General features: G+C 69.3%; 7 protein-coding genes and 1 pseudogene. 3 read left to right on the top strand and 5 right to left on the bottom strand.

Features of this window, described 5'->3' with window-relative positions; translation table 11 throughout:
- Positions 1-72: 72 nt before the first annotated feature.
- The 3 genes from ACIRDU_RS19695 to ACIRDU_RS19705 all read right to left on the bottom strand — a co-directional run bounded on the left by ACIRDU_RS19695 (position 73) and on the right by ACIRDU_RS19705 (position 6,014).
- Positions 73-984, bottom strand: coding sequence for a hypothetical protein (locus ACIRDU_RS19695; protein WP_403581153.1), 912 nt, complete (start codon positions 982-984; stop codon positions 73-75).
- A 492-nt stretch (positions 985-1,476) separates the two neighbouring features.
- A complete protein-coding gene (locus ACIRDU_RS19700; RefSeq protein ID WP_403581155.1) occupies positions 1,477-2,004 on the bottom strand; it encodes a hypothetical protein in 528 nt (175 codons plus the stop codon).
- Positions 2,005-2,006: 2 nt separating this feature from the next.
- Complete coding sequence (locus ACIRDU_RS19705; RefSeq protein WP_403581256.1) at positions 2,007-6,014, bottom strand: DNRLRE domain-containing protein; 4,008 nt, start codon at positions 6,012-6,014, stop codon at positions 2,007-2,009.
- 950 nt (positions 6,015-6,964) lie between these two features.
- Here ACIRDU_RS19705 and ACIRDU_RS19710 point away from each other — a divergent pair.
- The 3 genes and pseudogenes from ACIRDU_RS19710 to ACIRDU_RS19720 all read left to right on the top strand — a co-directional run bounded on the left by ACIRDU_RS19710 (position 6,965) and on the right by ACIRDU_RS19720 (position 10,070).
- A pseudogene (locus ACIRDU_RS19710) lies at positions 6,965-7,564 on the top strand (IS5 family transposase).
- A 151-nt stretch (positions 7,565-7,715) separates the two neighbouring features.
- Positions 7,716-8,273 carry a PadR family transcriptional regulator gene (locus ACIRDU_RS19715; protein ID WP_403581156.1) on the top strand — a complete coding sequence of 186 codons (558 nt, stop codon included), beginning with the start codon at positions 7,716-7,718 and terminating at the stop codon, positions 8,271-8,273.
- Between the two features lie 72 nt (positions 8,274-8,345).
- Positions 8,346-10,070: an acyl-CoA dehydrogenase family protein gene (locus tag ACIRDU_RS19720; protein WP_403581158.1), complete on the top strand. Its 1,725-nt coding sequence runs from the start codon at positions 8,346-8,348 to the stop codon at positions 10,068-10,070.
- 197 nt (positions 10,071-10,267) lie between these two features.
- On the opposite strand, the gene ACIRDU_RS19725 is transcribed toward ACIRDU_RS19720, so the two are convergent.
- Together ACIRDU_RS19725 and ACIRDU_RS19730 are read right to left on the bottom strand one after the other, a co-directional pair.
- Positions 10,268-11,212: a Ku protein gene (locus tag ACIRDU_RS19725; protein WP_403581160.1), complete on the bottom strand. Its 945-nt coding sequence runs from the start codon at positions 11,210-11,212 to the stop codon at positions 10,268-10,270.
- Between the two features lie 269 nt (positions 11,213-11,481).
- Positions 11,482-12,141, bottom strand: a complete 660-nt coding sequence (locus ACIRDU_RS19730; protein WP_403581162.1) for a TetR/AcrR family transcriptional regulator — start codon at positions 12,139-12,141, stop codon at positions 11,482-11,484.
- Positions 12,142-12,202: the final 61 nt, after the last annotated feature.

The raw sequence follows: 12,202 nt of genomic DNA on the forward strand, positions 1-12,202 counted from the left end.
GGGCCCCGCTCCTCGAGAGGATGGGGCCCGGGCCGGGCGGTGTGGCTGTGGTTGTGCGTCAGGGCGTGGGGGTCAGACCCGGGTGAGGCGGACCGCCACGGTCTCGCTGACCGTTACCGGCTGGTTGTAGTCCGGGTCCGTCGCCGTCGCACGGCCCTCGACCTCGACGTCCCCCTTCTGGAAGGGGACCGAGCCGGTGGGTGCGGCCGTACCGGTCCAGGCGACCGGGGCGCCCGGGGTGCAGGACACCGAGGTGGAGAAGGAACCGCGGATGAGGTCCCGCTTCTTCACCTGCGTGACGTTGCCCGCCACAGTCACCTGCACCGGCTTGTTGCAGCTCACCGTGCCGTGCAAGGTGGCCTTGCCGTTGAGGGAGCTCGCGGTGCCGGCCAGGGCGATGTCGAGGCCCAGGCCGAGTTCGGCCGGCGGGGCCGGGTTCTCGATGTGGACCTCGCCGCGCGCGGCCGAGGTGCCTCCCTCGCAGTGCTGCACGAAGCTGGCGTCGAGCTTCTTCACGTAGCCCAGGGGGCCGAACTCCACTGCGGAGATGGTGAAGGTGCCGGTGAGCTGGTTGCAGCCGCGGCCGTTGCCGCTGAGCGACAGGCCCGGTTCGGTCCCGTCGTTGAACGGGTAGCGGGTGGCTCCCGTGTAGGTTCCCGGCGTCAGGGCCTTGCCGGACGGCGCCCCGAGGTTGAGGGTCCACCAGTCGCCGTTCGCTCCGTCGACGGAGACGGTGACCACTCTGTTGTCGGTGTCGCCGGAGACGTTCATGCGGTCCTGGGACGCCGTCGCGTAGGCGTAGGATTCGCCGCCGCTGATGTAGTCGCCCTCGTCACCGCTGAAGCTGAAGGAGCCCTCGGTGACCGGCAGGGCGTGCGCTTCGGTGCCGGAGAGCAGGCCGGTGGTGCCGGTGGCCATGGCCAAGGCCAGCGCGAGGGTGGCGGTGGCACGGGCCAGGACGCGTCTGGGCAGGCTGAGGTTCAAGGATGTTCCCCCTGGTGAGATGACGTAAGCCCCGTCCGCCGACGTGATGCTTCCCACGTGCGTGTTCGCTCGCTTGTCCGCGTGTTTCCGTCGGCCAGGCGAGTCTGCCAACCAGAAGGATGGGCGACAACTGTGTTTCAGGTGTGATGAGTTGATGTTTCAGCCAACACCTGGTGTCAGCGTCGTAGGTCGCTTCGGTGGGCAGCCCGGTTCGGGAGGCGTTGCGGTCGCCGGACACGGTGACTGGTCGCCGCCAGCGAGCGGCAGCCGGGTGATCCGCAGGTCGTGGTGGTGCTGGACTGACGCGCCCCACGTCGCCCACCTTCGAACTGGCTGCGTATCTGCCGGCACGGCAGGGGGGCGGCCGGATCTGTGAGCGCATCCGGCCGCGCTCTCCATGCCGTTGGTTTCCGGCCCGCCCATGAGATGCGGAGGACCGCACCCGGTTGTTCGGAGTGCGGTCCTCGAGGGGCGTTGCGGGGCAGGTGACCGCTAACTCCCGGACGGGGTGCCGGACGTGCGGGAACCGGAGCCGCCCGGCTTCGGCGGGGCCCATGTGGGCTTGGCCGTCGCCTGGGCCGGGTCGGGCTCGGCGAGGGTGAGTCCCCAGGCGTCGTCCTCGCCGATGCGGGCCTCGATGTCCTTGGTCTGGCCGCTCTTGGCGAAGTACAGGACCACGACCTGCCGTACGGAACCCTCGTCGTAGAAGTCCGCCGTCACGTCTCCCTTGGCGGCGGCGCCGAAGGCCTTGACCCAGTTGCGGGCCGTGGCATCGGCCTGCGTGTCGTCGACGGCGAGCGCGGCCAGCCCGTCGGCGTCACCGTCGGCGAGCCGCCACACGGCCTTCTGCACCGTCTCGAGACTTCCCGTGGAGGGGTAGCCGACGACCCGCAGCGGTCGGTGATTGCTGTAGTCCGTCTGATACGTCAGGGACGCGTCGTCCGAAGTGCAGCCCGTCACAAGTCCGCCCGCGAGGACGCCGGCCAGCGCGAGGCGGGTGAGCCTTGTCTTCCGTGCCATGGTCAAGACCTCGCCTTCGGACGGAGGATGGTGACCCGCTCGATGTAGTTGGGCTTGCCGCGGTACCGCAGGATGGCAGCCGCGAGGCTGGTCCTGTTGGAGCTGCCGTGCTGGATCAGCTGGAGCCCGTGCCGCTTGCGCTCGACGATGGCCACGTGGTTGTAGCCCCGTTCCCGCTTCCACTTGAAGAGCACCAGATCTCCCGGCTTGGCGGACAGGGCCGTGACGTGCTTGGCCCCGCGGTAGCGGATCATGTGACGGCGGAAGTTCTCGGCACCGGCCCAGGTGTAGCTCTTGTTCTTGATCTTGCCGAAGAGATAGTACTGCTGCCACCAGGCGCGGTCGTGCTTGCGCCCGCCGTGGCGGGTCTTCATCTTGCCACCGTGATACAGCGCCTTCGACACGAAGTTGGTGCAGTCCTGGCCGTATTCCCAGCGGGTGTTGACGTTCCGGGAGGCCCACTTGACCGTTCCGGAGCCGGACACCTGCGCGGCGGCGCGCTTGACGCGCAGTGCCGACTTCTCGACGGCCGGAGCGGGTTCCTCGATCGGCAGGCCGTCCGCGCCAAGCGCGATCGGTTCGTCGGGCACCTCGCTGACTGGACCCAGTGAGGCGTCGGTGGTCTCCAGGCCGTTGGCCGCCGAAGCCGACGCCGAGAGCACCGTTTCCACCGCAGGGGCGTCCGCCTCGACGTGGAGGATCGGCGCGCCACTGTTGGTGCTGAAGGTGAAGCGTTGCTCCCGCCGCCCTTCCTCCGGCTCACCGCCCGAGTCGCCCGGGTCCGTCGGGTTCCCGCCCGTCAGGACGGCCGCGTCCTCGAGGACCGCGCGCAGGAACACCGTCCCGTTGTCGTCGACACCGACCAGGACGTCGGACAGCTTCGTCGTCATCTCGGTGTAGCGCTGACCGCGCTGGGCCAATACGTCCCTGGCCTCCGCGAGGTCCGCGGCCTGGGCTCCGAGCAGGTCCTGGAACGCGGTCCCGTGCGAGCTCGCGGCGAGGGCCGCCGCGGCGGTCGGATGCTTGTCGGTGAGGATGGCGCTACGCGCATCCACGTACTGCTGCACGATCTCCCGGTAGGTGGCCGCGCCGCCCGGAACGGCCACGGGGGCGAGTGCTTCCGACGCCGTGCCGGGACCGGTGCCATGCGGGGTGCGCGCCGTCACGGTCACCCGGTGGGCGGTGCCGTTCTTCAGTCCGTCCACGACGATGTGCGCGTCGCGGGTGGTGGCCCTGGCGGCCTCGCTGCCGTCGGTCTTGGTGACGACGACGGTGTACTCCGCGCCGTCCGTCGACGAACCCAGGTCCAGCGGCGGGTTCCAGGTCGCCAGAAGCCCGCCGTCACCGGCGGTCACGCGCAGGTCCTGCGGGGCTCCGGGCGCGGTCGGTGCCACGTAGGTGATGACGAGCTGCGGCCGCTTCGCCGGGTCCGCGCTGCGGCTTGAGTGGTAGGAGACGGCCGACGCGGTGTCGGCGGCGGGGAGCCGCACCGCGAATCCCTCGCCCGCCTGCTCGTCGATCCAGGACTGCACCAGTGGCGCGAGGTCCTGGGTGTCGGCGAGCGAGCTTTCGATGAACGGGGCGTCGTCCAGCACGTCCAGCAGGCCGGTTCCGGTGCGCGGGGCGGCCCAGGGTTCATGCAGCTGGTACACCTCGACCGGCCGCTGCGCGCAGGTGCCGGTGCCGCATTCCACCGGAGTCAGCACGAGCCGGGCCCGCGTCACCCTGGCGCCCTCCGGCACCTTGCCGAGGTCCGGCTTGAGCCAGGCGGCGCGCTCACCGTCGGTGCCGCCGCCCAGCGTCAGCCGGCCGTCGGTGACGGCGGGGCAGCCGCCGTCCGCGCAGGCCTTGGTGCCGACCGGCACCGTGGCGTCATCGAGGGACGGGCCCGTGAGGGTGACGGATGTGGTGTCGGGTGCCTTCGGGTCGCCTGCGTCGGTAGCGGTGAACTCCTGCTCATAGGACCAGGCCGAGCAGCCCTGGTCGGTGCAGGCACGCATCGCCCAGAGGTACGTCGTGCCCGCGCGCAGTGCGCCTTCGGGGACGCGTGCCGCAGCGCGCTGGCCACTGTCCACCCAGGCCTCCGGGACGCTCACCCCGGGGAGCTGCTTGCCGTCGGCGTCGCGCAGGACGAACTCGGCTCGTACGCGGCCCTGTTCGGGGCTGGACACCAGCCCGGACAGCAGGGGGGTGAGGGACTGCGTGGCTCCGGACTCCAGTGCCTGCGGCATGTCCGGCAGACCGCCGGGACGGCGCCCGGTGCCGACCGTGAAGGTGGCCCAGTCGGACCAGGCGAGGTTGTAGTGCGAGCCGTCGTAGGGGCTGGTGCGGAACCGGTAGGTCGCACCGTCCTTGAGCGTGCCGTCCGGGACGGTCACGGCCGCGGCTCGCCCGGAGTCGACTCGCGGCGAGACGAGGTAGTCTCCGACCCGCTTGCCGGTCGCCGCGTCGACGATCTCGAAGGTGCCGGTGACGCGGTCGCCGTCCTTGTCGGAGAACGTGTCCCGCAGTGTCGGCGTCGTGGTGTTGACCTGCCAGGTGCCCGAGGCGTCCTCGGTGAAGGGCGGGCCGGCCTGGCGGTTGTTGCCCGACCGCGGACGGAAGTTGTAAGTGACCGTCAGCTTGGGCGGATTGCTGGTGGCATTGGCGGAGTTGACCCGCTTCCACTGCCCGACGACGGACTCGTCGGCGGCCCTCAGGCCCATACTGGACTGCGGCGCCTTGGCGGAGGCCCACGTCTGTACGAGTGAGGTCACATCGGCGTTGATCCAGCCGCCCGCGCCGCACTTCGGATTGCCCTTGGTCTCGGTGGACGTCGCGTGCTGGGTGTGCAGGGTGGGCTGGGACGTCCAGCGGCTCGAGAGCGAGGCCTTGTCGGCCGACCAGACCGCCCAGGGCTGGGCCTTGCAGTCGGTGTTGCCCGAGTGGAAGTTCCACAGGCTGAGCTCGGCGCTTGTCACCAGGGCGTCCGCGAGGGGGGCCGTTCCCCAGGTGATGAAGGACCGTGCGGTGCGCGGGGTGCCGTTGGCGTTCTTCGTGCCCGGGTTGCCGAAGTCCAGCTCGGTGTCGGTGGACCAGTCGCGGGCTTCTCCCTGCTGGACGTACGTGTCGAAGACGTTGCTGAGGACGGAGGTCGAGGGGTCGACGGTGACCGGGTACCGCGTGGTGGGGTCGGCCAGGAACGAGGCGTCCGGCGTGACCACGAGGTCGATCGAGGAGCCCCGCTGCTTCACCTGCATCGCCACCGGTACGCGGCGGGTGTGCTCGCCGGACCGTTCGTCGACGGTCGCGTCCCACATCACCGGGGCAGGCATGACGGCCCGCTCCTGGCCGGTCTCGCGGTCCGTGAACAGCACGCTGCCGTCGGGCTGTTGCTCGGCACGCAGTCCTTCCGCACGCAGCGGAAGCGTGTAGCCGTAGTCCTTCGTGGACGGGCGCTGCTTGATCTCGACGTACTGCTCGAATCCCGTACGGGTGGCTTCCACGACGACGTCGGCGCCCGGGACGGCATCGGGGTAGGTGGCACGGTTGCCGTCCAGTTCGGGCTGCGGCAGGCCGCCCTTCCACTGGAGGGTGACCTGCCGCTCGCCCTCGCCGAGGGTGACGAGGTCGCGCGCACCTGCCTTGCGGGCGGCGCTGAGGGAGGAGGCGGGTGTCCCGCCCTTGCCCGCGAGGGTGAGCGAGGCGGGGTGTGCCTTCGGCGCCACGGTACCGTCACGGCGCTCGGTGAGATCGGTGTCGACGGTGACCCAGCTGCCGTTCCGGTCGAACCGTACGGGACCGGCGGTGAGTTCACTCGTCAGGGAGCCGTTCTGGTTGACCCAGGTGGTGGACGTCTCGGTGCGCTCGGACAGCGCCTCCACCCGCTTACCGGAACGCTTCGCCTCGGCGAGGGCGGACGGCACGTCAGGAGCGGAGAGTGTCCCGGACGGCTCGTTCACGGCGGGTGTCGCCGCGACGGCCGGCCGGGGCGTCGTCAGGACCGCCCCACTCAGCAGGGTCAGGGACAGGGTGATCAAAGCAGTGGTGCGGGGCAGGCGTCTGAGCGCGCGCGAAGTACCCCGTTCCCCCGGAACGGGCGGTGGTATGTGCATGGTGTGCATTCGACCCTTGGTCAGATGGTCTGAGAGTGATGAAGAAGTCGTAAAGCTAATGCCTGGCTGGTGTGCACACATCGCCGAGAGGGGCGTTTTGCTCCCTATGATCATGGTTGGGGTGCGGTGGGCTTTGTCACCCAGAAGTGAGGGAACCTCGGCCTCTCTCTGCCGTCCGCCCCTTCGCACTCGGCGGGGTCCGCTGCGGGTGATCAGCCCGCCAGAAAAGCGGTCGTCGGCGGTGTCGCAGGTCTGGCTAGCGCATGACACCAGCGGAACAGCGTGCGCCGCGGTGGGCGGAGAGGGATCCGGCGTCGCGGTCCATGGCGCCGGTTCCTCCACACAGCGCGCCTAGGTTCTGTCCGGCCGATCTTGGGTTGTGGGAAGATGCCGTCCATGACTTGCATCCGAAGGGGCCGTGCCTCGTAGAACACCAGCTTCACTTCGGCCGCGGGAACGTGGATGGGATAGACCGTGGGTTCGGTATCGCGATGTCCCAGGTCTGTCGGGAGCGGCGAATGCCGCTGTCCGTGTGCTCGAACGGGAGCGACTATCTCCGGGCATCGTGGCGGTGGCGCTGAGCGTGTGGTCCGTGCGCGTCCACGGCACGAGGCGCCGGCGGAGGCGGTGGGAGGCTGAGTTCACCTGCCCCTGCTGCGGCGAGGGCTGGGCCCGGGACAAGCTGCAAGATGCTTTGTTCATGCTTCCGCCAAGGGCCGCCAGCGAACTTCGGGTGCAGGTGGAGCGACTGGACGTGGTGCTCCTCGGGCGAACGCATCACGAGCCGATGGCAGACCCGGAGTTGGCGTGGTGGCATCGCAGGTGCTGACCGTACCCATGTAGCCCACCGGTTCGTTGGCTCTTGCGTGACTGGTCGGGGGGATCTGACAGAGGCGGAGTGGCGACGTCTGGAGCCGCTCCTGCCCACGGGCAACAACCGCTGCGCGCGGTGGCGCGATCACCGCCAGGTGGTCAATGGCATCCTGCGGTGGTGCAGGAGGTGAGGCGCTCGGTCGCTCAGAGGAGGCTTCACCACCAAGATCCACCTGAGTGCCGACGGACGTTACCGCGTGCTTTCACTGTTGCTGACGGCAGGCCAGCGGGCGGACTGCACGCAGTTCGAGCCAGTCATAAAACGCATTCGGGTGCCTCGACTAGGGCGGGGCCGCCCGCGCACCACACCAGACAGCGTGAGCGCCGATAAGGCATACGGCAATCGCCGGACCCGCCGCTACCTGTGGCGACGAGGTATCCGCCACGTCATCCCCGAGAAGACCGACCAGGCCATGTACCGCGTGCGCCGGGGCCGGGCAGGAGGTCGCCCACCCGGCTTCGACAAGGACCGGTACAAAAAGCGCAACACCGTGGAACGAGCGATCAACAAGCTCAAGAGGTACGACAAGCGCGCATACGTCTACCTGGGAACCGTCACCGCCGCAGCAACCATCATCTGGCTTCGGACATGATCGGCCGGACAGGACCTAGCACGCCCGGCCGGGTTGCTGCTCGGCCCCGGCATGCTGCCGTCGGCAATGATCTACGCGACCTGCACCGGGTGAGCCGTGTCTCACCGCATCAGCGTTGCTATGCAACAAGGTGCATAGCAAGATCGTGCACATGGCGCTCGAACACGCGATCCTCGTCTCCCTGCTGGAGAAGCCGGGGTCCGGCTATGAGCTGGCCCGGCGGTTCGAGCGGTCCATCGGGTACTTCTGGACCGCCACCCACCAGCAGATCTACCGCGTGCTCAAGCGCATGGAGGCCGACGGCTGGGTCAACGTCCGGGACGTCCCGCAGTACGGGCGCCCGGACAAGAAGGAGTACTCCGTCGCCAGGCCCGGACGGGACGCGCTCTCCGCGTGGCTCCACCAACCGACCGAACCCGAAAGCGTGCGGCACGACCTGGCGGTGAAGGTCCGGGGCGCCGCCTTCGATGATCCGGCCGCCCTCATCGGCGAAGTCGAGCGGCACCGGCAGGCGCACACGGACCGTCTCGCCCATTACCTCGCGGGCGAGGCCCGCGACTTCCAGAAAACCCCGGCGCACGTCCCTCTCGACACCGAACGGGAACTCCAGCACGTCGTGCTGCGCGGCGGCATCGCTTACGAGCGGATGATGATCGCCTGGCTCGACGACGTCCTCGCCACACTCGCCGGCTTCGACACCGGTCGCTGACCGGCCCAGCAGACCCGTCCGGGACCCCTGCCCGGACCCACCCTCACCCTTCCAAACCGAAAGGCGGCACCCATGACCGACGCGCTGCTCTTCAACCCGCGGACATACGACCCCGCGCACTTCGACCCGGAGACCCGCAGGCTGCTGCGCGCCACCGTCGACTGGTTCGAAGAGCGGGGCAAGCGCCGGCTGATAGAGGACTACAGGACCCGTGCCTGGCTCGGCGACTTCCTCGCCTTCGCCGCGAAGGAGGGGCTCTTCGCCACCTTCCTCACCCCCGCCTCCGCCGCCGGAGAGGGCGAGGGCGACAAGCGCTGGGACACCGCCCGCATCGCCGCCCTCAACGAGATCCTCGGCTTCTACGGCCTCGACTACTGGTACGCCTGGCAGGTCACCATCCTCGGCCTCGGCCCCGTCTGGCAGAGCGACAACCCCGCCGCCCGTGCCCGCGCCGCCGAACTGCTCGGCCAGGGCGAGGTGTTCGCCTTCGGACTGTCCGAGAAGGCCCACGGCGCCGACATCTACTCCACCGACATGCTCATGGAGCCCGACGGCACGGGCGGCTTCCGGGCGACCGGCTCCAAGTACTACATCGGCAACGGCAACGCCGCCGGGCTCGTCTCCGTCTTCGGCCGCCGCACCGACGTCGAGGGTCCCGACGGCTACGTCTTCTTCGCCGCCGACAGCCGCCACCCGGCGTACCACCTGGTCAAGAACGTCGTCGACTCCTCGAAGTACGTCAGCGAGTTCCGCCTCGAGGACTACCCCGTAGCCCCGGAAGACGTCCTGCACACCGGCTGCGCCGCCTTCGACGCAGCCCTCAACACGGTCAACGTCGGCAAGTTCAACCTGTGCACCGCCTCGATCGGCATCTGCGAGCACGCGATGTACGAGGCCGTCACCCACGCGCAGAACCGCATCCTGTACGGCCGCCCGGTCACCGCCTTTCCGCACGTGCGGCGCGAGTTGACCGACGCGTACGTCCGGCTCGTCGGCATGAAGCTGTTCAGCGACCGCGCCGTCGACTACTTCCGCACCGCGGGCCCCGACGACCGTCGCTACCTCCTCTTCAACCCGATGACGAAGATGAAGGTGACCACCGAGGGCGAGAAGGTCATCGACCTGATGTGGGACGTCATCGCCGCCAAGGGCTTCGAGAAGGACAACTACTTCGCCCAGGCCGCCGTCGAGATCCGCGGCCTGCCGAAGCTGGAGGGCACCGTCCACGTCAACCTGGCGCTGATCCTCAAGTTCATGCGCAACCACCTCCTCGACCCGGTCGCGTACGAGCCCGTCCCGACCCGTCTCGACGCGGCCGACGACGTCTTCCTCTTCCGCCAGGGCCCGGCCCGCGGCCTCGGCTCGGTGCGTTTTCACGACTGGCGGCCGGCCTTCGACACATACGGCCACCTGTCCAACGTCGCCCGGTTCCGCGAACAGGCCGACGCGCTCTGCGAGTTCGTACTCACGGTCGCGCCTGACGAGGAGCAGAGCCGGGACCTCGACCTGCTACTCGCTGTCGGGCAGCTCTTCGCGCTCGTCGTCCACGGGCAACTGGTCCTGGAGCAGGCAGCCCTGACGAGCCTCGACGAGGACGTCCTCGACGAGCTGTTCGCCGTCCTCGTCCGGGACTTCTCCGCGCACGCGGTCGAACTGCACGGCAAGGACTCCGCGACTGAGGAGCAGCAGCTCTGGGCGCTGGACGCGGTCCGGCGCCCGGTCGTCGACACGGCGCGTTCGGAGCGCGTCTGGCAGCGCGTCGAGGCTCTGTCGGGAGCGTACGAGATGATGCCCTGAGGCCTCGACGCGCGGCTTCGCACCCGCCCGCGGAGTACGGTGGCCGTCACCGTACTCCGCGAGGTGTGGGCGCAGCGGCTGGTTGCCCGTTGGCTGCGCAACACCACCAACCCGCTCGGCTGACCAGCACCTCACCGACCACCAACCCGCGCCCCAGGCTCACCTTCTCGGGCAGGTTCCACGTCGTGAGCGCGGGGTCAGGCGGCTCTCTTCTTGCGGCGGCGACCGGGGTGGGCGAGAGCGTCGACGAGGTCCTCGCGGCTCATCTTCGACCGGCCGGGGACATCGTGTTCGGTGGCCCGCTGGTACAACTCCGCCTTGCTCAGTTGCCGCAGCTCACTCTTGCCGGCACCGTGCTGTTTGCGGGAATCGGTCGATGCGCGTCCCCTCTTCGGCGGCGCTTTCCGGGCGGCCGACTTCTTCGCCGTCCTGGCAGCAGGCTTCCGCGCCGTCCTGCGCGCCAGCTCCGACTGCTTCGCCTTCGGCCGGGTGGACTTCTGGCTGCCGCGGGCTTGATCGATGCTGCCCTGCAACGCCTGCATCAGGTCAACGACGTCGGTGGCCGCCGGCGCCTCCTCGGCCGCGGCGACCTCTTGGCCTTCGGCCTTCGCCTTGACCAGTTCCCGCACCTTCTCCTGGTAGGTGTCGCGGTAGCGGGCCGGGTTCCACGGCCCTTCGAGGGAGTCGACCAGCTGGAGCGCCATGTCCAGCTCCTTGCCCTTGCTCGCCCGGCCGGAGGGCAGCTCGGGCAGCTCCTTGCCCGGGTCGCGGACCTCATCGGCCCAGTGGAGGGTCTGGAGCACCAGGACTCTCTCCTCCGCCCGCAGCGCGGTCAGGTACTGCTTGCCGCGCATCACGAACGTCGCGACGCCGACCCTGTTCGACTGAGCCAGTGCCGCCCGCAGCAGCTCGTAGACCTTGGTGTACTCCTTGCCGCGCGGGGCGAGGTAGTAGGTGCGGTCGAAGTAGACCGGCTCGATTACCTCCAGGTCGACGAAGTCGGTGATGTCGATGGTCTGGGAGCGGCCCGGCGCGATCGCGTCCAGCTCCTCGGGCTCCACGACGATGTACTCGCCCTCGCCCACCTCGTAGCCCTTGACGATGTCGCCGGACTCGACCTCGTCACCGGTGCGCTCGTTCATGAGACACCGCAGGTCAGCGCCCCGCACCTTGTGATCATGGTCCGCCATGGGGAGCCCCCGGCGTGGGGCCGGGCATCGAGGTGGCGAATGCGGTGCGGTCATCGACGGCTGCGAACTCGATTGTCGTCAAACCCTGCCTGCCTCAGCCAACCACCATCGGATCGACAGGATCAGCGCCGGGCCTCGGCGTCCCGGAAGGTGCAGGTTCATGGGAGGCGAGCCGTGACCGTCGTCATTCGGTCGTTTGCTGACACTCCCGAGCCGGTCGGCTAGCTCGGGCGGGTCGCGGCCTCGATGTGGGAGAGTTGGGCGGCGAGGATCTCCTCGAACGCGGCGCGGCGATCCGCCCCGAGGGGACGGACGTCGCGGGCGAAGTGGGCCAGGGCCGGGAAGTGTTCGGGGTCGGCGCCCAGAACCGCCACGCGGAACAGCTCCATGCCCTGTTCGTGCTCCCCGGGAGTGACGGTGCTGACCCCGGCCTCGGAGGCGATCAACGCGGCGATGAGGACCGCGATCCGGTGGTAACGCGCCGGGATCTCCTCGTCGGGCAGCCCCGACGCGCGCAGGGCCTGCAGCACCTCTTCCATGACCAGCCGGGAACCGGTGCCGCTTGATGCGTAGCGCCCCCAGACCGCGGCGAGCTGGGGCTGCCGTCCGAAGGCCTCCCTCACACGCAGGGCCAGGGACGTGATGCGCTGCTTCCAGTCGCCCTCGGGGTGGTAGCCGTCCATCGCGGCCAGAAGAATCCGGTCGGCGACCGCGCGCAGCAGTTCGGTCTTGCTACGGAAGTGCCGGTAGAGGCTTGAGGAATCGGTCCCGAGGGCCGCAGCCAGCTTGCGCACGCTGAACGAATCCGCGTCGCTCGTGCGCAGCAGTTCCGCCGCCGCGTCCAGGATCTCTTCGGTTGACCAACGCCTTCGGCCTGCCATCGTGCTCCTCTCGCCGCACCTCAGCCTAAACCATGCACTTGGTGTTGCACGCACCGCGTGC

This window comes from Streptomyces sp. NPDC093598, assembly GCF_044764825.1.
Classification (GTDB): Bacteria; Actinomycetota; Actinomycetes; order Streptomycetales; family Streptomycetaceae; genus Streptomyces.